Origin of the sequence: Sphingomonas sp. (genome assembly GCF_036269755.1) — a bacterium.
Classification (GTDB): domain Bacteria; phylum Pseudomonadota; class Alphaproteobacteria; order Sphingomonadales; family Sphingomonadaceae; genus Sphingomonas.
In genome coordinates this window covers 75,153-95,578 of the sequence record NZ_DATBDV010000001.1, presented here as the reverse complement: position 1 = coordinate 95,578, position 20,426 = coordinate 75,153, and the positions used below count along the sequence as shown (strand labels likewise).

Below are 20,426 nucleotides of genomic sequence, written 5' to 3'. Positions count from 1 at the left end.
ATGAACGCTCCGTGGAAACCCGCCGGCGTCGCGCATCGCGAGCCCTTCGTCGCCTATGTCTGCGACGAGACCACCGCCGAGGCGCTGCGGCCGATCGCCAGCGAGATGGGCTGGTCGGCAGAGAAGGTGAACAAGGGCGGGCTGCGTAACGCGGTCCAGTCGCTGTCGGTGTCCGCCAGCCCGCAAGTGCTGTTCGTCGATCTGTCCGAAAGCGGCGATCCGCTCAACGACATCAACGCGCTGGCCGAAGTCTGCGAACCCGGCACCGTCGTCATCGCGGCGGGCCAGGTCAACGACGTCCGCCTGTATCGCGACCTCACCGCGAGCGGCATCCAGGACTATCTGCTGAAACCGCTCAATGCCGACATGCTGCGTGAAGCGTTCGGCAGCGCGCAAGCGATCCTCAACGCGCCCAAGCTGAGCGAGGCGTCGGTCGATCGTCCGCATTGCGCGACGGCGATCATCGGCACCCGCGGCGGCACCGGGGCGTCGACCATCGCGACCTCGGTCGCATGGCTGATGAGCGAGAAGGGCGGCCGGACGACGGCGCTACTCGACCTCGACGTCCATTTCGGCACCGGTGCGCTGGCGCTCGACCTCGAGCCGGGCCGCGGCCTGACCGATGCGATCGAGAATCCCAGCCGTATCGACGGGCTGTTCATCGAACGTGCGATGGTCAAGGCCAGCGAGCGTCTCGCGGTGTTGTCGGCCGAAGCGCCGATCAACTCGCCGATGATGACCGACGGCTCCGCCTTCTACCAGTTGCAGGAGGAGATGCGGGCGGCGTTCGAATGCACCGTCGTCGACTTGCCGCGCGCGCAGTTGATCCAGCATCCGCACTTGATCACCGACATCCAGACCACCGTCGTCGTGACCGAGCTGACGCTGGCCGCCGCGCGCGACACGATCCGCATCCTGTCGTGGCTCAAGTCGAATGCGCCGGGTAGCCAAGTGATCGTCCTCGCCAATCGCGTGCCGCAGGGCACGCTGGAGATCGCGCGCAAGGACTTCGAAGGCTCGATCGAACGCAAGATCGATTTCGTCGTCCCCTACGACCAGAAGCTGGCGGCACAGGCCGCCAAGCTGGGCAAGCCGATGGCCGAGGCCGGCAAGGGATCGAAGACCGTCGCGCCGATCAACGAACTGGCGACCCGCTTGCTCGCGATCGGCGACGATACCGAGGCGCCGGTGAAGAGCGGCAAGAAGGACGCCGGCAAGTCGCAGTCGCTGATCGGCAAGTTCGCCGACCTGAAATCGCTGATGCCCCGGAAAGCGGCAAAGGCGAATTGATCATCGCCGTCCCCGCTTGAGGGGAAGGCGCCGGAACGTGGAGCGTTGAGCGATGCCGTTGGTGCCGCTGATTACGGTAGTAGCAGGGGCGGGCATGATGCTGCTCCTGCTGATGCTCGCCTTCGCCGGCCCGTCGGCGGAGAAAGCGCAGCTGCGCCGCCTGACCTCGCTCAAGGAACGCCATAGCGGCGCCGCCAGCGAAGCCGCGATGGCCGCGCAGATGCGCCGCATCACCGGCAAGCGCGACAGCAACATGGACACCGCGATGATGCGGTTCCTGCCGCGCCCCGCCGTGCTCAAGAAGCGCATCGCGATGACCGGCAAGAATTGGACCGTCGGCCAATACGGCATGGCGACGGTCGGGCTGATCGTCGTCATCAGCGGACTGCTGTTGCTGCGCGGCGCGCCCTTGCTCGTGTCGCTGCTGATCGGCGTGATCATCGGCGCCGGGCTGCCGCACATGGTCGTCGGCTATTTCATCAAGCGCCGCGGCAACAAGTTCACCGCCAAGTTCCCCGACGCGATCGAGCTGCTCGTGCGCGGCCTGCGCTCGGGCTTGCCGATTTCGGAGACGATGGGCGTGGTCGCCGCCGAGGTCCCCGGCCCGGTCGGCGAGGAATTCCGCGCGATCAGCGACAAGATGAAGATCGGCCGCACGATGGACGCGGCGCTTCAGGAAACCGCCGATCGCCTGGGCACGGCCGAATTCCAGTTCTTCGTCATCTCGATCGCGATCCAGCGCGAGACCGGCGGCAATCTGGCCGAAACGCTCTCCAACCTCGCGACCGTGCTTCGCCAGCGCAGCCAGATGAAGCTCAAGATCAAGGCGATGGCCTCCGAATCGAAAGCCTCGGCGTACATCGTCGGCTCGCTGCCCTTCATCGTGTTCGGCCTGATCTTGTGGATCAGCCCCGGTTACATGGGCAATTTCTTCGTCGATCAGCGCCTGATCGTCGCCGGCGTCGGCGGCATGATCTGGATGGGCCTCGGGGCTTTCATCATGGCCAAGATGATCAATTTCGAGATTTGATGGCGATGCAGATCCCTCCTCCCCACACTCCGACGTTGCTCGGCGTCGACGTCATCTGGGTCGGCACCTTGCTGGCCGCAGTGGCGGCGTTCGCCGTGCTGCTCGCGATCTACACCGCGATGACGGTGCGCGATCCGATGTCGAAGCGAGTCAAGGCGCTCAACGACCGCCGCGAGCAGTTGAAGGCAGGCATCACCGCCTCGACCAGCAAGCGCCGCGCGAAGCTGGTCCGCCAGAACGACACCACCGACCGCATCCGCTCGCTATTGTCGGGTCTCAAGGTGCTGCAGGACAGCCAGCTCAAGGTTGCGCAGACCAAGCTGCTCCAGGCTGGCATCCGCAAGAAGGAATATGCCGTCGCGGTCATCTTCGGCCGCCTCGTCATGCCGATCGTCCTGGGCGGGCCGATGCTGTACCTGGTCTACGGCACCGAGATGTTCTCCGACTGGTCGCCGATCAAGGCGTACGGGCTGGTCGCGGGTACGTTCATCCTCGCCTACAAGGCGCCGGATATCTATCTCAAGAACAAGATCACCAAGCGCAGCAACGCGATCCGCAAGGGCTTGCCCGACGCGCTCGATCTGCTGGTGATCTGCGCCGAAGCCGGCCTCACCGTTGACGTCGCGTTCCATCGCGTGTCGAAGGAACTGGGCAAGGCCTATCCCGAGCTGGGCGACGAATTCGCGCTGACCGCGATCGAACTCGGCTTCCTCGCGGAACGCCGGCAAGCGTTCGAGAACCTCGCAACGCGAGTCAATCTCGATGCGGTCAAGGGCGTGGTCACGACGATGATTCAGACTGAGAAATACGGCACGCCGCTCGCTTCCGCCCTTCGCGTGCTGTCCGCCGAATTCCGCAACGAGCGCATGATGCGCGCTGAGGAAAAGGCTGCTCGGCTGCCCGCGATCATGACCATCCCGCTGATCCTGTTCATCTTGCCGACCCTGTTCATCGTCATCCTGGGTCCGGCGTCGTGCAGCATCTCCGACGCGTTCAAGGGCGGGATCGGACACAGCTAACGGAACGCAAGCGAAGGGCGAGTCGTTTCTCCGGCATAACGAACCGGGAAAGGCTCGCCTGATGCTGTTCACCAACGTCACTCAGCTTGCGGTGCTGGGGCTCGTCCTGATCGTCGGGCTGGTACTCGGCCTGCTGATTGGATCGGGCGGCAAATGGCGGCGGCGCTATGAGCAAGAGCGTGCCGCACACGCCAGCTATCTCACCGAGACCGACGCCAAGTGGCGCGAGCGCGAAGCGCTCGGCACCAATCGCGACGCCTATGTCCGCGACCTCGAGGCCGAGAATGCGCGGCTGAAGGCGGAGCGGCCGACTAGCTAAGCGGCTTGCAGCTAGACTTGCGCCGCGCCGCGTCGATCGCGGGGAACTGGCTGCGGTCCTGGACGAGGATGCGGATCAGCGCGATTCCCGTGCTGCCGGTCACGCGCACCGCTTGCATCCCGTCGGGTACCGGTTGCCCGGCTTGGGCGATCGCGACGCGGATCGGCTGACCCTCCGCCTCGATATTGTTGCGCACGAACGCGACGTCGGTGCGGTGGTCGAACGCCGACAGCGACCAATAAGGCGACGGCATCGGCTCGACATCGACCAGCACCGGGCCGTTCGACAGGTCGAACGGGCACGTCGAGTAAGCGAGGTCGGGGCTAGGCCGAACCACGACACGCGCCTTGTCGCTCGGCAAGTCGGCGGCGAACAGCGTGTTGTAGCCGGCGCCTTTCGCGACCATCCGCGTCGCCCCCCACATCAGCAGCTTGGGATAGTAACTCATCTCGGCGATGTAGCCGGTGATCGCGAGGATCAGCCCGAGCAGCAGCGGTAAGCCCCAGGCGCGCATCAGCAGCCCTCCTTGACGATCGAGGGGAGCTGGTCGCGGGTCAGGTTACCGATCCCACCATCGTCGGGGAGATAGGTTCGAAGCGTCAGCTCGAAACGGTCGATCCGGCCGGTCGGCAGCCACAATCCAGCCTGCTGCGCCGGCGCGACCTCGATCGTCCAGCCGGCCATACTCGGAACATGCGAGCTTTCGACCGAGAAGATGTTGGCCTGGTTGGGGACGAGATATCCCTGATGGTCGTACAGCGTCACGCTCCACCATTTGCTCGGAATCGTGCGGCCGCTCACGCGATAGCGGCACTTGCCGTCGAGCGGATCGCCCGCGCTGTCGACCGCGGCGTTGTAGTAACGCGCCTCATGCGCGGGGAGCGCGAGGATGCCGCGCAACGCGATCACCGCGCGGGTATAGGCGCTCGCCCCTGCCGTCCCGAAATCCTTGCCGGTGGTCCACGGCCCGATCGCGCTGTTGGCGCCGAGCGCGCCGGTGTGGATTCGGCGATACGCGCCACCAGCGCCGAGCGCGAGCCCGGCGACGCCGCAGATCAGATATCGGACCCAGGGCTTCATGCCCTTCCTCCCGTCACTTGGGGCAGCGGTGGTAGCGCTTGCCTTCCATCGTCATCGCATCGTCGCCGGCACGTTCGACGCTGAGATTCTGGACGAACGGCTTGTCATCGTCCGAATATTTGCCGGTAACCGTCACGGTCTTGCCCTTGAGCGTCCAGGTACCGAGCCCGCGCTTGCCGTAGAAGCCGCCGCCAGCGCCGAAGCTGACCGCGCGCCGCGCGGTGCAATCGCCGTCCGCAGCGCCCCAGCGGCCGCTCAGCCAGGTGCGGTTGACGCCCCCAGGGGTGGGCTTGGAACTCGGCGTCGCGGTTGGTGTCGGCTTGGGGGTCGGCGAGGAAGTCGGCTTGGGCGACGGCGTCGCCGAAGGGCTCTGCGTTGGCGTTGGGGAAGGTGCCGCCACTGGTCCGACCGCGCTGGCCACCGTGCCGCCCAAATCGCTCACCACCGGGGTTTCGCTCGGCATCGGCTCGGGCGGCGGGACTTGGCCGCGCGCCGGATCGTTGACGTCGCCCATGTACATCCAGCTGCCCGTCACCTGGACGAAGCGGCCGGTGCGCTGTTGCGACTTGTCGCATTTCTTGGAGTAGGCGCTGCACGTCACCGCCTTGAAGTCGCAGATATAGCCGGGCAGCGACGGCGCCGCCTTGCACGCGATCCGTTCGGTCGATTGCACCTTCTCGCCGCGGCGAGCGAGCGCGTCGCTCATCTCGTCCTGCGACGGGCCGTCCTGCCCCAGCCCGCTGCACGCGGTGAGCGAGACAATAGCCAGAGCGGCGAGCCAGCTTTTCATGGCGTCAGGAGTGTAGCGGACCGGCGAATCCGTCAAGCCTTAGCTAATGCGGCCTGCGCCGCGGCGAGGCGAGCGATCGGCACGCGGTAGGGCGAAGCGGAGACGTAATCGAGGCCGACCCGGGCGCAGAACGCGATCGACGCGGGGTCCCCGCCATGCTCGCCGCAAATCCCGAGCTTGATATCGGGGCGAGCACGGCGCCCGCGCTCGGCGGCGATCTCGATCAGTTCGCCGACGCCCTCGACGTCGATGCTGACGAACGGATCCCTGGCGTAGATGCCCTTTTCGACATAGCTCTGCAGGAAGCGTCCGGCATCGTCGCGGCTGACCCCGAGCGCGGTCTGCGTCAGGTCGTTGGTGCCGAACGAGAAGAACTCGCCGACCTCGGCGATGTCACCGGCACGCAGCGCCGCGCGCGGCAGCTCGATCATTGTGCCGACCAGATATTCGATCTTCCGCCCCTTGTCGGCGAACACTGCCTGCGCCGCCTTGTCGACCACGTCCTTCATCAGTTCGAGCTCGCGGCGGGTCGCGACGAGCGGGATCATCACTTCGGGGATCGGCGCCTCGCCCGATTTCTCGGCGACCGCAACCGCCGCTTCGAAGATCGCGCGCGCCTGCATTTCGTAGATTTCGGGATAGGTCACGCCGAGCCGGCAGCCGCGGTGACCGAGCATTGGGTTGAACTCATGGAGTTCGGCAGCGCGGCGCTTGAGGTAGTCGACCTCGATGCCTGCTGCTTCCGCCACCTCGGCGAACTCTTCCTCCTCGTGCGGCAGGAATTCGTGCAGCGGCGGGTCGAGCAGGCGGATCGTCACCGGCAGGCCCGCCATCACCTCGAAAATCTCGGCGAAGTCGGCGCGCTGCTCCGGCAACAGCTTTTCGAGTGCCGCGCGGCGGCCCTTCTCGTCCTCGGCGAGGATCATCTGGCGCACCGCGGTGATCCGCGCGGCATCGAAGAACATGTGCTCGGTCCGGCAGAGGCCGATCCCTTCCGCGCCGAACTCGCGCGCGGTCCGCGCGTCGAGCGGCGTCTCCGCATTGGCGCGGACCTTGAGCGCCCGCACGCCGTCAGCCCACTGCATCAGCGTCCCGAAATCGCCCGCGAGTTCGGGCTGGACGGTCGGCACTTCGCCGATCATCACTTCGCCCGATGCACCGTCGATCGTGATGACGTCGCCTTCGTTCACCTCGCGCCCCGCACAGCGCATCACCCGCGCCTTGGCATCGATGCTGAGCGTCCCCGCGCCCGACACGCACGGCCGCCCCATCCCGCGCGCTACCACAGCGGCATGGCTGGTCATCCCGCCGCGCGCGGTCAGGATTCCGCGCGCCGCGTGCATGCCGTGGATGTCCTCGGGACTGGTTTCGGTGCGGACCAGGATCACCGCATCGCCCGCCGCAGCGCGCTTCTCGGCGGTGTCGGCGTCGAACACGACCTTGCCCGATGCCGCGCCGGGGGAGGCGGGGAGCCCCTTGGTGAGCACGTCGCGCGTCGCCTTGGGATCGAGCGTCGGGTGGAGCAACTGGTCGAGCGCCGCCGGATCGACCCGCGCGATCGCTTCCTCGCGGCTGATCAGCCCTTCCTCGGCCATGTCGACCGCGATCTTGAGCGCGGCCTTGGCGGTGCGCTTGCCGGCGCGAGTCTGGAGCATCCACAGCTTGCCCTGCTGCACCGTGAACTCGATGTCCTGCATGTCGCGGTAATGCTGTTCGAGCGTCTCGAACACGCCGGCGAGCTGCGTATAGACCTCGGGCAACGCCTCTTCCATCGACAGCGGCTTGGCCCCCGCCGCTTCGCGCGCCGCGCGCGTCAGATATTGCGGCGTGCGGATCCCGGCGACGACATCCTCGCCTTGGGCATTGATCAGGAACTCGCCATAATAGGCATTGTCGCCCTTCGCTGGATCGCGCGTGAAGGCGACCCCGGTGGCGCTGGTGTCGCCCATGTTGCCGAACACCATCGCCTGGACGTTGACCGCGGTACCCCATGCCGCCGGGATGTCATTCAATCGGCGATAGACCTTGGCGCGCTCCGACTGCCACGACCCGAACACCGCGCCGACCGCGCCCCACAATTGGTCATGGACATCCTGCGGGAAGGGCTTGCCCCACTGTTGCTCGACCAGCGACTTGTACTCGGCCACCAGCGCCTGCCAGTCGGCGGCATTCATCTCGGTGTCGAGATAATAGCCCTTGTCTTCCTTGGCGACCTCCAGCGCTTCCTCGAACGACGCGTGGTCGAGTTCGAGCACCACGTCCGAATACATCTGGATGAAGCGGCGATAGCTGTCCCAGGCGAACCGCTCGTCGCCGGAAGCCGTCGCAAGTCCCTGAACTGTCTCGTCGTTGAGCCCGAGGTTGAGCACGGTGTCCATCATTCCCGGCATCGACGCGCGGGCGCCGCTGCGGACCGAGACGAGCAGCGGGTCGCTGGCGTCGCCGAATGTCTTGCCGGTCACCGCCTCAATATGCGCGAGGCCCTCGGCGACTTCCTCCTTGAGACTCTCCGGAAACGCCCCGCCTTCGTCGTAATATAGCGAGCACATTTCGGTCGAGATCGTGAAGCCGGGCGGCACCGGCAGCCCGATCGACGCCATCTCCGCAAGGTTCGCGCCCTTGCCGCCAAGCAAATTCTTGTCGCCCTTGCCCCCATCCGACACCCCGCCGCCGAAACGGTACACGTACTGAGTCATGGTTTTCCTCTAAGTGCCTGCTGTCGCTGGGGAGGCGACGCGAAAGATTACAAAGATTACACTATAAAGGGTTTGTCAGCCCTCGATCTTCGAGAAATCGGCAACCGAATGTACCGCGTCGCGCACCCGCGCGAGCAACGCCAAACGGGCCGAGCGCTTGGCCGGTTCCGGGTCGTTCACCGTCACACTGTCAAAGAACGCATCGATTGGCGCACGAAGCGTCGCGAGCGCAGCCATCGCCGCTTCGAAGTCCTCGCGGCCCACCGCATCGGCAGCGGCAGGTTCGGCGGCGTCGAGCGCGGCGATGAGGGCGGTTTCTGCCTTTTCGGGCGTGTAGGAAAGTTGTTTCTGCGCGTCGTGCTCCGGCGAAGGCCGGAGCGCTGCGTCGTCGGATGCTTCGCTCGCCACCGCTCCGGCCTGCGCCGGAGCACTATCGAAGTTTTCCTTCTTCAAAATATTCGCCGCCCGCTTGTACCCCGCGAGCAAATTCGCCCCATCCTCGGTCCCGACGAACGATTGCAGCGCGCGGACACGGGCGAGCAGGCGCACAAGGTCGTCCTCCCCACCCAATGCGAACACCGCGTCGATCAGGTCGTGCCGGACCCCGGCTTCGCGTTGTTGGACCTTGAGGCGGTCGGCGAAGAAATTGATAATCCAGAGATGCCTAATCGCGCAAAAGGCTTCGACCTCTTGCAGGTCGCCAGAATGTTCTTGGCTGACAAATCCGCGCGTTTTGTCGTCATCCGCCCACCTGTCGTCCGACAGCCCCCAACGCTTCGCGCCGAGAGCGGCAAATCGTTCGTGCCAACCAGCGACGGGCCCACTGAGTGCTTCCCTTAGCCGGTGATCATAAACTCGATCCGTCTCGTTCTTTGCCAAAACTGAGACGATCGAAAATTCAACCCCCGCCCGAATTTTTAGGCGAACGTTGTTGGCGATCAACAACGCAATAACGCCGTTGGCTGCCCGGCGAAGAGCAAAAGGATCTTTCGATCCTGTCGGTTTTTCATCGATGGCAAAGAATGAGGAAATCGTATCCAGCTTATCCGCCAGACTAGCCGCCACCGTCACCGGCGCGGTAGGGACGTCGTCGCCCTGCCCGACCGGCTTGTAATGATCGCGGATCGCTTCGGCGACCGCCGCGTCCTCGCCCTGCGCGGCGGCGTAATAGCCGCCCATCACGCCCTGAAGCTCGGGGAATTCGCCGACCATGCCGGTGACGAGGTCGGCCTTTGCCAGCCGCGCGGCGCGTTCGGCCTGAGCGGCCAATTCCGTCACCCCGGCGGAGGCCGGGGCCGCTACATTTTGGGCACCCGCATCGCCTGACAACCCGGCGGCCCCGGCCTTCGCCGGGGTGACGACCCCTTCCACGACCAGCCAGCGCGCGAGCTTGGCGACCCGCTCGACCTTGTCGGCGACCGTGCCGAGCTTCTCATGAAACACGATCTTGTCGAGCTTCCTGGCCTGCTCGTCGAGCGGCACCTTCAAGTCGGTCTCGTAGAAGAACCGCGCATCGCTCAACCGCGCGGCGAGCACCTTGCGGTTGCCCTCGACGATCGCGGCACCACCATCCGTGGCGTCGATATTGGCGGTACAGATGAAAGCATTGGCGAGTTTCCCGCCAGCGCCGCGGCACACGAAATACTTCTGGTTTACGCGAGCCGTGAGCTGGATCACCTCGTGCGGGACTTCGAGGAACGCCTCGTCGAAGCGCCCGAGCAGCGGCACCGGCCATTCGGTCAGCCCGGCATTCTCGGCGACCAGCCCCTCGTCCTCGACCAGTTCGAGTCCCGCCTCGCCCGCCAGGGCGGCCGCCCGCTCGCGGATGATCGCGCGGCGCTGGTCGTGGTCGACGATGACGTGGCAGGCGCGCAGTTTCTCCTCGTAATCCGCCGCCGATCCGATTGTGGTCACGCCGGGATGGTGGAAGCGGTGGCCGACCGTCGCCGCGCCGGAGCGGACCCCGGCAATCTCGACCGGCACGACATCTTCCCCGAGCAATGCGACGATGCCGTGCAGCGGACGGACCCAGCGCAGGCTTTCGGTGCTCGCCGACGCCTCGCCCCAGCGCATCGATTTGGGCCAAGGGAATTGGCGGACGATCGCGGGGATCGCTTCCGCCAGCACGTCGGCGGTTTGGCGTCCGGGCTTGTCGATCACCGCGAACAACACCCCGTCGCGCTCGACGAGCTGGTCGGCGGCAAGCCCGGTCTTGCGCAGGAACCCTTCCAGCGCTTGCGGCGGCGCGCCGACGCGCGGGCCCTTCACTTCCTCGCTCACTGCTGTCGTCTCGGCCGGCAGGTCGCGCGCGATCAGCGCCAGCCGGCGCGGCGTCGCGAAGGTGACGATCGCATCGGCGCGCAGTCCCGCTTTCTCCAACTCGGCGGAGAACAACCGCGCAAGATCATCCCGCGCCTTATCCTGCATCCGCGCGGGGATTTCCTCCGAGCGGAGTTCGAGGAGGAAGTCGGTCATGAGGGAAGAAGACCCTCACCCAACCCTCTCCCGCGAAGGCGGGAGAGGGCTTGAAGAAGGCGCGCACTCTTCTCCCTCTCCCGCTTTTCGCGGGAGAGGGCCGGGGTGAGGGTCTTCTTCTTCAAACCGCTCACGCCGCCCACCCGTTTTTCTCCATCCACGCCTGACACGAGCCCTTCGCCAGATCGCGCACGCGCCCGATATACGCCTGCCGCTCCGCCACCGAGATCACCCCGCGCGCGTTCAGCAGGTTGAAGATATGGCTCGCCTCGATCGCTTGCTCGTAGGCGGGGATCGGCAGCTTTGCGCTCAGGCAATTCTCGCACTCGGCCGCCGCCTTGCGGAACAGGTCGAACAGCGTCTCGGTGTCGGCGACCTCGAAGTTCCAGGTCGATTGCTCGATCTCGTTCTCGAGGAACACATCGCCATAGGTCACCCCGGCGTCGTTGTACGCGAGGTCGTAGATCGAATCCTTGTTCTGCAGATACAGCGCCAGCCGCTCCAAGCCATAGGTCAGCTCGCCAGCGACCGGCTTGCAATCGAAACCGCCCATCTGCTGGAAATAGGTGAACTGGGTGACTTCCATCCCGTCACACCACACTTCCCAGCCGAGCCCCCATGCGCCGAGCGTGGGGCTTTCCCAATCGTCCTCGACGAAGCGGATGTCGTGCCGAGTGAAGTCGATGCCGATCGCCGCGAGGCTGCCGAGATAGAGGTCCTGCAAATCGGGCGGGCTGGGCTTCAGGATCACCTGATACTGGTAATAATGCTGCAGCCGGTTGGGGTTCTCGCCGTAGCGACCGTCGGTTGGGCGGCGGCAAGGCTGGACGAACGCGGCGTTCCACGGCTCCGGGCCGAGCGCGCGGAGCGTCGTCGCGGTGTGGAACGTCCCCGCCCCCATCCGCATGTCGTACGGCTGGAGGATCAGGCAACCATGATTGCTCCAGTAATCGTGGAGCGTCAGGATCATGCGCTGGAAAGAGAGCGGTTGCGTCACGCCGCGGCTTTGGCGAAGCGCCTAGCGGCGGTCAAGCGAGCGGCGGAAAAGTCGGGGTATAGCGACTTTTTGTAAGGTGTTGTTGACACGCGCCCGAATCACGCTATTAGTCATGCGACCCTGACATAAGGTCAGGTCATCGCGACAGCGATTGGATGCATTGATGAAGAACCGCCTCAAGGTGCTGCGCGCCGAACGCGACTGGAGCCAGGCCGAACTGGCCGGGCGGCTCGACGTGTCGCGCCAGGCGGTCAACGCGATCGAAACGGGAAAGTACGACCCTTCCCTGCCGCTCGCATTCCGCATCGGCCGGCTGTTCGCGATGCGGATCGAGGAGATTTTCGACGATGGAGAGGGGACTATCGATGGCTGAGCACGATCTCGGACCCGGCGAGCGCGCGGGGCGTGCGCGACGGCGGTTCATGCTGATGCTGATCATCGGGGGCGGCGCGCTGGGCGGAATTCTGGGCGGCGTGATCGGCGGCTCGAGCGCCGGCAAAGGCGGGTTCGATCCGGCGCACCTGACGCTCAACCCGGCGGCCGCGGTGCTGATGGCAGCGGGGTGCCTGATCGCGCTGGTCGCGCTGCCGCTCTACATGTTCGTCAAGGTCGACGAGATGAAGGCGAAGCGCAACATGAAGGCGATGACCGCCGGTTGCCTCGCCGTGATCGGCGGCTATCCGGCGTGGCAAATGCTCGCCGCCGGCGGCTTCGTCCCGCAACCAAGCGCGCTCGGCATGTTCGTGATCGCCTATGGCATAATGGCGCTCGTTTCGCTCTTTCTACGCTTCAGGGGATGACGGAAGGCGCCGCCGTACCGATCTACCTGCCGACAATCGTTTCCGGACCAAGGACAATGACACGATGATCAAACGCTTGATGACAGCCGCCGCGACTTGCGCGCTGTTGCTGACCGGTGCCGTCGCCGCGCAGACCAGCGCGCCGACGCCGACGCTCCCCGCCGCGCCCGCCAAGCCCGCCCCAGCCGCGGTCGATGCCGATCCGGCTTTGTGGGTGGTCAAGGACAAGGACACCACGATCTACCTGTTCGGGACGATCCACGTGCTCAAGCCGGGGCTCAGCTGGTTCGACGAAGCGGTCAAGAAAGCGTTCGATTCGAGCGACGCGCTGGTGCTCGAAATGGTCCAACCGGCGCCCGCCGCGATGCAGTCGCTGGTGATCAAGAACGCGATCACCACCGACGGCCCGGCGCTGCCCGACCGCCTGCCCGCCGCCGACCGCCCGGCCTATGTCGGCGCGCTCAAGGATCTCGGGCTTCCCGCCACCGCGTTCGACCGCATGCGGCCATGGTTCGCCGCGACCAACCTGTCGATCCTGCCGCTGTTGAACCTCGGCTACGATCCCGCCAGCGGCCCCGAAAGCGTGCTGACCGCCGCCGCCGCGACCGAGAACAAGCCGGTCGAGGGGCTGGAGACCCCCGAGCAGCAGATCGGCTATCTCGCCAACCTGTCCGAACCGACCCAGATCGAGTTCCTCGAATCGACGCTCAAGGACATGCCCAAGACCGCACAGATGATGGACGGGATGGTCGCAGCCTGGTCGAAAGGCGATCCGGCCAAGCTCGGCGAATATATGAACGAGGGGCTGACCGATTCGCCCGAGCTCGCCAAGACGTTGCTGTACGACCGCAACGCGCGGTGGGCGCAGTGGATCAAGGCGCGGATGGCCAGGCCCGGCACGGTGTTCATCGCGGTCGGCGCGGGGCATTTGGCCGGGCAGAAGAGCGTGATCGAGCAGTTGAAGGCGCTCGGGCTGCGCGCAACTCGGGTTGCCTATTGAGCCGCTTGCGCGCCCTCACCGCAGTCGCGCTGGCGGGGCTGCTCGCGTCCTGCTCGCTGGCGTCGGAGCAGGCCAAGCCGCCGTTGTTCGTGGTGCGCGACGGCGACACGACGATCTGGCTGCTGGGGTCGATGCACGTGCTCCCGCCCCGCACCGACTGGCGCGACGATGCGGTCACACGCGCGATAGACCAGGCGGACACGCTGGTGCTGGAGAGCGATCCCGACGCGGAAGGCGGCTTCGATGCGATCGCCAAGGCGCCGGGACTGCCGCCGCTCGACAAGCGAGTCGCGCCCGATCGCCGCGAAGCGCTGGCCAAGGCAATCCGCCGCACCGGGCAGGCGGCGGACGCGTTCGACGGCTATAAAGACTGGGCGGCGGCGGTGATGCTGTCGACCGGCGACGCGCTCGATGCGGGCGCGACTGCGAAGGACGGGGTCGACGCGCAATTGTGGGACGCGTTCCGCGGGAGGAAGCGCGTGGCGCTCGAAGCCCCGGGCGACCAGCTCCGCGCGCTCGACATATTGCCGCCGCAACTCCAGCAGCGCATGCTCGAGGAAGCGCTGAGCGAGCCCGATTACGAGACCGTCGAGGACGCCTGGGCACGCGGCGACCTTTCGGCGTTCAACAAGGCCGGCCCGTCGAAGGAACTCCGCCCGTTCCTCGTCACTGCCGCCAACCGCCGCTGGGCGGATTGGGTGGTCGAGCGGATGGGACAGCCGGGCAAGGTGCTGGTCGCGGTCGGCGCGGGGCATCTGGCGGGGAAGGATTCGTTGGTGGATTTGCTCGAGGCGCGCGGGTTTAGGGTCGAGCGAGTGCAATAGCATCGTCGCCCCGGCGAAGGCCGGGGCCGCTGCTTGGAAATGCGGCCAGCGGCCAGGGCCTTCCGCCGGGGCGACGGGTTGCGCTTTCCCGCCTTCTCCGCTAGTGGCGCGCGCTTCCGCAGCGTGGTCATCCCTGGAGGCGTGCGCGGGAATATCCTGAACCCAACGTATTTCGGAGACTATCAATGAGCGACCAACTGACGCTCGCCGCCGAGACGCGCGACCGTGGAGGCAAGGGAGCCTCGCGTGATCTGCGCCGCAATGGCCGCGTGCCCGCCGTCATCTATGGCATGAAGCAGGACCCCGTCTCGATCCACGTGGAAGAGAAGGCGCTGACCCGCGCGCTGATGACCGGGCATTTCATGAATTCGGTCGTCATGATCGACGTCGCCGGCAAGCCGACCCGCACCTTGCCCAAGGACGTCGCGTTCGACGTCGTCAGCGATCGCCCGATCCATGTCGACTTCCTGCGCATCAGCGAGCACGCGAGCGTCCACGTCAACGTGCCGGTGGTGTTCACCGACGAGGAATCGTCGAAGGGCATCAAGAAGGGCGGCGTGCTCAACGTCGTTCGCCACGAGCTCGAACTGATCGTCGATGCCGCCGACATTCCGGGCGAGATCACGATCTCGCTCGCGGGGCTCGACGTCGGCGATTCGATCCACATCTCGCAGGTCGATCTGCCCAAGGGCGCCAAGTCGGCGATCGACGATCGCGACTTCACCATCGCGACGATCGTCGCACCTTCGGCGCTCAAGTCGACCGAGGGCGATAACGAGACCGAGGCCGAGGCCGACGAGGTTCCGACCGAGGGCGAAGCCGAAGCGCCGGCCGCGGAGAACGACACGACCGCCGAGTAAGCATCGTCGATGGCGCGCCGCGCCGTTCGATCCTAGAACCTCCCCGAAGCGATTCGGGGAGGTTTTTTCGTGCTTTCGTTGTTGCCGTTGGCCTTGCTCGCGATCTCTCCAGCCCAGGCGACATCGTCCGCAGACGTGGCCCCAAGGTCGTTACCGGACACACACGGGGCCGACCCAGATTTCGTCTGCTATACGGTGATGTTAGTTGAATCGGGCCGCGCGCCGACGGGGAGTTCGATGCAGGGCGGACTGCAGGTGGTAGTGGGCGTGTATGTCGAGCGACTTGCCCAGAAATTCCCCGATGTCGCCTCAATGAACCAAGCGGCGCGCGGATTCGCCGCCGCATTCGGCTCTCACATGGATGAACTGCCCTCCTTCGGCAAACCGTGCGCGCAGCGCGCGGGGATCGTGATGGACCGCGCTAAGAATGCGCTGTCCTCAATCGCGCCCCCGAAGAAATAAAACGAATAATGCAACTCTGGGTCGGCCTCGGAAATCCCGGCGCGCAATATGCGATGCATCGGCACAACGTCGGCTTCATGGCGGTCGACGCGATCGCCGAGGTGCACGATTTCGGCGGCGTCAAGAAGCAGTTCCAGGGCTGGACGCAGGAGGGGCGAGTAGGCGGCGAGAAGGTAATGCTGCTCAAGCCCGCAACCTTCATGAACGACAGCGGCCGCTCGATCGGGGAGGCGATGCGCTTTTACAAGCTTGAGGCCCAAGACGTGACGGTATTCTACGACGAGCTCGACCTGGATCCGTTCAAGGTGCGCGTCAAGCGCGGCGGCGGGACCGCGGGGCATAACGGCATGCGTTCGACCGTCCAGCATATCGGCGACGCGTTTCGCCGCGTGCGGATCGGGATCGGACATCCGGGACACAAGGACCGAGTGACCGGGCACGTGCTCGGGAACTACGCCAAGAGCGAGATCGAGGATCTGTCCGACCTGCTCGGCGCGATCGCGGCGGAGGCGGACTGGCTGGCCAAAGGCGACGACGCGCGGTTCATGAACGACGTCGCGCTCAGGCTTCAGCCATGACGGTCCGCGACCTTTTCGCCACGCAATTCTACGACGCTGCGCTCGGCGACCCCGGCCTGGTCGCAGAACTCGTCGATGCCTGCCGCGACCTGGCGGCCGAGGACGGCGCCGGACGGCGCTGGTCGAAGGCGCATGGCTATCGCGGTTACACCTCCTACGCTTCGCTGAACGATTTGCCGCTGCGCGATCCGCGGTTCGGCGATCTCGTCCGGCTGCTCGACCGCCACGTCGCGGCCTTCGCCAGGCAAGCCGGCTTCGAACTCGGCAAGAAGCTCAAGCTCGACAGCCTGTGGGTCAACGTACTGCGCCCCGGCGGCACCCATTCGGGGCATATTCACCCGCACAGCGTCGTGTCGGGCACGCTCTATGTCGCGGTGCCGCCGGGATCGGGTGCGCTCAAGCTCGAGGATCCGCGGCTCCCGCTGATGATGGCGGCGCCGTCGCGGCCGGGGACGTTCGTCTATATCGAGCCGGCCGAGGGCAGCGTGTATCTGTGGGAAAGCTGGCTCCGCCACGAAGTGATGCCAAACGCGGCCAGGCACGACCGAATCAGCATCAGCTTCAATTACCGTTGAGATCGTTTGCCGACTCGCGCCGGAGACGGTGCCGGGCGCGGCGACTAGAACGCGTAGCGGATCGCGAACGTGGCGATCGGGTTGAGCCCGGCGTGGGATGCCAGACGATCGTCGTTGCGGAACGCCCGGCCGCGCGGGCCCTGGTTGATCGCGCGGCCGCTGAGCGCGCCGCCTTCCAGTCCGACGACAAGCCGCGGTGCCATCGCCACGTCATAGCCGATCGTCAGCGCGGGCGTGTAGCGGCGGAACGCGCGCATCAGCCCTATGCCGCCGCGGACCATGTGCGGATCGTAGAGCAGCCCGTGCGACGCTTGCTCGGCCGCGGCGGTGTAGTTGACCTTGTTGAAATAGCGGTTGCCGATCGACAGCCGGAACCCGGAGGTCGCGCTGGGGTAGATATCGAGCATGCCGGGCACGAAGCGCGGGCGGACCATCGCCGCGATCGCGGTATAGCCGCCGCGCCGCACCAGTTGCGGCTCCATCCTTGGGCTGCGCGAAGTGATCAGGCCGATGCGGGCGGCCGCGACGGACCTCGGCTGTCCCTGCCGCGCCGATGCGAGCCCCGGGCACAGCAGGCACGATGCCGCCATCAGCGCCAGGCCGGCGTGGATCGCCTTGATCATGTCCCCATCCCCCCGAAGTATCGCCACCCTCCCCTGAGCGCGATCCTTCGCTACCGATGGTGGCATGACGCCGCTCGCGGCGCAATCGATGGTTTCACCCGGAAAACGACTGAAGCCTCCAGATGAACAGCCGGGCCAGCGCGAGTTAAGGAACGATGCGTTAGAGATGGCGGTTTCCGGGGGATCGTTACCGGAGACGAACGATGACCAAGTCGATGTTTCGCATTACCGGCGCCACCGCCGCGATCGCCATCGCGGTCGCGCTGAGCGGGTGCGGCGGCCAGGCCAGTGACAGCCAGATGACCGCCGCGTCGCTGCCGCAGCTTCCCGCGACTCTGCCGCTCGCCGCCGGTCCCGCGACGCCGTGGCCGACCGCGCCCGCCGCCGCGGCCTTGCCTGGCGCGCGGCCGCTGCGCACCGTCCGCGTCGCCGATCCGGGCGATTATTACGGCTATGCCGACGCGGCGTACGACTATCAGGACGCGCTGGGCGATGCGCCGCCCGATTATTATTTCGACTATGGCGGCACCGATCCCTGGGCGTGGGAAGGGTACGACCAGTCGGTCGTGTTCGTCGAGCCGATCGACGGCGGCTATCGCTCTTATTATTACCGCCCCGGCGCCGACGTGCCCTATTTCGTGCGCGATCCCGATTATGGCTATGGCTATGACAACGGCAATCTCGCGGTCGTCTATGACGATTTCGGCGGGGTCGTGCCGTACGCCGATTACGGCCCGCGCGTGGACTATGCGTCGCGCTATTTCGCGCGCGGGCGCGACCTGTACGCGGCGTCGCGCGAGCGCCAGCGGCGCGCGGTAGCCGCCGTCGATTGGGCGGCGCGGTCGTCGGCGATCGCGGCTTCGCGCTCGCGCTGGACCGCGTTGCGCGAGCGCCAGCCGCAATGGCGCGACTATCACGCCAAGGCGGCGGCGCGCGAGGCGACCTATTGGCGCGAGGAAGATGTCCGTCGCCAGGCCGATACGCGGCGCTTCGCCGAGTGGCGCTCGCAGGATTTCCGCACCCCGCCGCCGCCGCGCGCGATCCCAGTCGCGTGGACCAAGGCGCGCTGGGCGGGCGACCAGAACCGCTTCCTCCCGGCACGTGCCGAGCGTGCTCGGCCCGCCGCACAACCGCCGCGCCGCGAGCCGCCGCAGGGCGCGGTCGGCAATGCGCGTGCGGATCAGCGTGGCCGCGATAATGCGCCAGCCATGGTGCCCGCGCGCCCCAACCCCGGTCGCGCAGTGGCCAGGGGCCAGCGCGGCTCGCCGGCGACCGGCCCAATGCGCGTCATACGCGAACCGCAGGCCGGTCCGGCAAAGGCGCGGATCGAGCGCCCGCGGGACGCACGCGGCAACGGCCGCAACCGCGCCGTCCAGCCACCGCAAACGAAAGCTCAGCCGGCGCAAGTGAGCCGCCAGCCCGCACAAGGCAATCCGGGCAACGCCGCTCGCGTCCAGCCGAAGCGCCAGCCGCGGGCCGCACGCCCGCAGCCGCGTCCCCAGCTGCAAGCTGCGCGCGCGCAACCCCGGCCCCAGCCGCAAGCGCAACCGCGCGTCAATCGTGGACAGGGCAACGGCGGCGGTCGCGCCGCCCGCACTCCCCAGCCACCGCGTGCCCTGCGCGTCGAGGCGCCCCGCGCACCCCGCATGGAAGCGCCGCGCGCCCAGCCGCGGCCCCAGGCAGCCGCGCCGCAACCCGCCCGCAACGGCGGCGGTGGCGGCAAGGGCAATCGCGGCGGCGGGAACGGCGGAGGCGGCGACAAGAAGCACGGCCACGGCTGACGCTCGCCAAGCGGTTCGGACGCGTCACTGGCAATCGGCCGCTCGCCAAAGCGGTCGCCATTGCCAGTGACGGGTCCGAACTCTAGATGCCCGCCCTTCTGCGAACATCTGCGACTGCGAGAGACATGGGCTTCAAATGCGGCATCGTCGGGCTTCCCAACGTGGGCAAGTCGACGCTTTTCAACGCGCTGACCGAAACCGCCGCGGCGCAGGCGGCGAACTATCCCTTCTGCACGATCGAGCCCAATGTCGGCAATGTCGGCGTCCCCGACCCGCGTCTGGCGAAGCTGGCCGCGATCGCCAGCTCGCAGAAGATCATCGAGACTCAACTCGCGTTCGTCGACATCGCCGGCCTCGTGCGCGGCGCGTCGAAGGGCGAAGGGCTCGGCAACCAGTTCCTCGGCAACATCCGTGAGGTCGACGCGATCGTCCACGTGCTGCGCTGCTTCGACGATGGCGACGTCACGCACGTCGAGGGCAAGGTCGACCCGATCGCCGATGCCGAGACGGTCGAGACCGAGTTGATGCTCGCCGACCTTGAAAGCCTCGAAAAGCGAGTGCCCGCTTTCGCCAAGAAGGCGGCGCAGGGCGACAAGGAAGCGAAGATCGCGGCGTCGGTGCTGGGGCAAGCGCTCGACCTGCTGCGCGATGGCAAGCCCGCGCGGCTGACTCAGCCCAAGGACGTCGAGGAACAGCGCGTGCTCGCGCAGGCGCAATTGCTGACCGGCAAGCCCGTGCTCTACGTCTGCAACGTCGATGAGGCCGACGCGGCGGCCGGCAACGCCTATTCCGCGCGGGTGTTCGACAAGGCCGCGGCCGAAGGCGCCGAAGCCGTGGTCGTGTCGGCGGCGATCGAGGCCGAGATCGCGACGATGCCGGCGGAGGATCGCGGCGAATTCCTCGCCGAGCTCGGGCTGCACGAAACTGGCCTCGCGCGCGTGATCACCGCCGGGTACAAACTCCTCCACCTCCTCACCTTCTTCACCGTCGGCCCCAAGGAAGCGCGCGCCTGGACCGTCCACGCCGGCGCCACCGCACCGCAAGCCGCGGGCGAGATCCACACCGATTTCGAAAAGGGCTTCATCCGTGCCGAGACGATCGCGTACGACGATTACGTGGCTCTAGGCGGCGAAACCCGCGCGCGCGAGGCCGGCAAGCTCCGCGCCGAGGGCAAGGGCTACGTCGTCCAGGACGGCGACGTGATGCACTTTCTGCATAGCTGAGGCG

At 66.6% G+C, this 20,426-nt stretch carries 21 protein-coding genes; 14 read left to right on the top strand and 7 right to left on the bottom strand.

Annotation, left to right across the window (positions count from 1 at the left end; genetic code table 11):
- The 4 genes from VH326_RS00510 (at position 1) to VH326_RS00495 (ending at position 3,658) form a co-directional block, all read left to right on the top strand.
- Positions 1–1,290 (top strand): pilus assembly protein CpaE, encoded by a 1,290-nt coding sequence (locus VH326_RS00510; RefSeq protein WP_329629835.1) that lies wholly within the window; start codon positions 1–3, stop codon positions 1,288–1,290.
- 52 nt (positions 1,291–1,342) lie between these two features.
- Complete coding sequence (locus VH326_RS00505) at positions 1,343–2,320, top strand: type II secretion system F family protein (RefSeq protein WP_329629834.1); 978 nt, start codon at positions 1,343–1,345, stop codon at positions 2,318–2,320.
- Positions 2,320–3,339: a type II secretion system F family protein gene (locus VH326_RS00500; RefSeq protein WP_329629833.1), complete on the top strand. Its 1,020-nt coding sequence runs from the start codon at positions 2,320–2,322 to the stop codon at positions 3,337–3,339. The genes VH326_RS00505 and VH326_RS00500 overlap by 1 nt, the downstream gene beginning before the upstream one ends.
- 61 nt (positions 3,340–3,400) lie before the next feature.
- Positions 3,401–3,658 (top strand): hypothetical protein, encoded by a 258-nt coding sequence (locus VH326_RS00495; protein WP_329629832.1) that lies wholly within the window; start codon positions 3,401–3,403, stop codon positions 3,656–3,658.
- On the opposite strand, the gene VH326_RS00490 is transcribed toward VH326_RS00495, so the two are convergent.
- The 6 genes from VH326_RS00490 to VH326_RS00465 form a co-directional block, all read right to left on the bottom strand.
- Positions 3,651–4,172: a DUF1254 domain-containing protein gene (locus VH326_RS00490; RefSeq protein ID WP_329629831.1), complete on the bottom strand. Its 522-nt coding sequence runs from the start codon at positions 4,170–4,172 to the stop codon at positions 3,651–3,653. The genes VH326_RS00495 and VH326_RS00490 overlap by 8 nt on opposite strands.
- Positions 4,172–4,738 (bottom strand): DUF1214 domain-containing protein, encoded by a 567-nt coding sequence (locus tag VH326_RS00485; RefSeq protein WP_329629830.1) that lies wholly within the window; start codon positions 4,736–4,738, stop codon positions 4,172–4,174. Before VH326_RS00485 ends, VH326_RS00490 begins: the two co-directional genes overlap by 1 nt.
- 13 nt (positions 4,739–4,751) lie before the next feature.
- A complete protein-coding gene (locus tag VH326_RS00480; RefSeq protein ID WP_329629829.1) occupies positions 4,752–5,528 on the bottom strand; it encodes a hypothetical protein in 777 nt (258 codons plus the stop codon).
- Between the two features lie 32 nt (positions 5,529–5,560).
- Positions 5,561–8,224, bottom strand: a complete 2,664-nt coding sequence (gene ppdK, locus VH326_RS00475; RefSeq protein ID WP_329629828.1) for a pyruvate, phosphate dikinase — start codon at positions 8,222–8,224, stop codon at positions 5,561–5,563.
- A gap of 75 nt (positions 8,225–8,299) precedes the next feature.
- Complete coding sequence (gene glyS, locus VH326_RS00470) at positions 8,300–10,699, bottom strand: glycine--tRNA ligase subunit beta (RefSeq protein ID WP_329629827.1); 2,400 nt, start codon at positions 10,697–10,699, stop codon at positions 8,300–8,302.
- 130 nt (positions 10,700–10,829) lie between these two features.
- Positions 10,830–11,669 carry a glycine--tRNA ligase subunit alpha gene (locus tag VH326_RS00465; RefSeq protein ID WP_329629887.1) on the bottom strand — a complete coding sequence of 280 codons (840 nt, stop codon included), beginning with the start codon at positions 11,667–11,669 and terminating at the stop codon, positions 10,830–10,832.
- 190 nt (positions 11,670–11,859) lie between these two features.
- Between VH326_RS00465 and VH326_RS00460 the strand changes: the two genes are divergently transcribed.
- From VH326_RS00460 to VH326_RS00425, 8 genes are all read left to right on the top strand, one after another.
- Entirely contained in the window at positions 11,860–12,069 is a 210-nt protein-coding gene (locus tag VH326_RS00460) for a helix-turn-helix transcriptional regulator (RefSeq protein ID WP_329629826.1), read from the top strand.
- Positions 12,062–12,496, top strand: coding sequence for a hypothetical protein (locus tag VH326_RS00455; protein ID WP_329629825.1), 435 nt, complete (start codon positions 12,062–12,064; stop codon positions 12,494–12,496). Before VH326_RS00460 ends, VH326_RS00455 begins: the two co-directional genes overlap by 8 nt.
- Positions 12,497–12,560: 64 nt before the next feature.
- Positions 12,561–13,496 carry a TraB/GumN family protein gene (locus VH326_RS00450; RefSeq protein ID WP_329629824.1) on the top strand — a complete coding sequence of 312 codons (936 nt, stop codon included), beginning with the start codon at positions 12,561–12,563 and terminating at the stop codon, positions 13,494–13,496.
- A gap of 5 nt (positions 13,497–13,501) precedes the next feature.
- Positions 13,502–14,320, top strand: coding sequence for a TraB/GumN family protein (locus VH326_RS00445; protein WP_329629823.1), 819 nt, complete (start codon positions 13,502–13,504; stop codon positions 14,318–14,320).
- Between the two features lie 185 nt (positions 14,321–14,505).
- Positions 14,506–15,180: a 50S ribosomal protein L25/general stress protein Ctc gene (locus VH326_RS00440; RefSeq protein ID WP_329629822.1), complete on the top strand. Its 675-nt coding sequence runs from the start codon at positions 14,506–14,508 to the stop codon at positions 15,178–15,180.
- 237 nt (positions 15,181–15,417) lie between these two features.
- Positions 15,418–15,642 carry a hypothetical protein gene (locus VH326_RS00435; RefSeq protein WP_329629821.1) on the top strand — a complete coding sequence of 75 codons (225 nt, stop codon included), beginning with the start codon at positions 15,418–15,420 and terminating at the stop codon, positions 15,640–15,642.
- A gap of 8 nt (positions 15,643–15,650) precedes the next feature.
- Positions 15,651–16,220 carry an aminoacyl-tRNA hydrolase gene (pth, locus tag VH326_RS00430; protein ID WP_329629820.1) on the top strand — a complete coding sequence of 190 codons (570 nt, stop codon included), beginning with the start codon at positions 15,651–15,653 and terminating at the stop codon, positions 16,218–16,220.
- Positions 16,217–16,795, top strand: a complete 579-nt coding sequence (locus VH326_RS00425; protein ID WP_329629819.1) for a TIGR02466 family protein — start codon at positions 16,217–16,219, stop codon at positions 16,793–16,795. Before pth ends, VH326_RS00425 begins: the two co-directional genes overlap by 4 nt.
- Before the next feature lie 44 nt (positions 16,796–16,839).
- On the opposite strand, the gene VH326_RS00420 is transcribed toward VH326_RS00425, so the two are convergent.
- A complete protein-coding gene (locus VH326_RS00420; protein WP_329629818.1) occupies positions 16,840–17,418 on the bottom strand; it encodes a hypothetical protein in 579 nt (192 codons plus the stop codon).
- A gap of 203 nt (positions 17,419–17,621) precedes the next feature.
- On the opposite strand from VH326_RS00420, the gene VH326_RS00415 reads away from it, so the two are divergent.
- On the top strand, positions 17,622–19,199 hold the full coding sequence (locus VH326_RS00415) for a hypothetical protein (protein WP_329629817.1): 1,578 nt from the start codon (positions 17,622–17,624) through the stop codon (positions 19,197–19,199).
- A gap of 125 nt (positions 19,200–19,324) precedes the next feature.
- Positions 19,325–20,422 carry a redox-regulated ATPase YchF gene (gene ychF / locus VH326_RS00410; protein ID WP_329629816.1) on the top strand — a complete coding sequence of 366 codons (1,098 nt, stop codon included), beginning with the start codon at positions 19,325–19,327 and terminating at the stop codon, positions 20,420–20,422.
- The last annotated feature ends 4 nt before the right edge of the window (positions 20,423–20,426 follow it).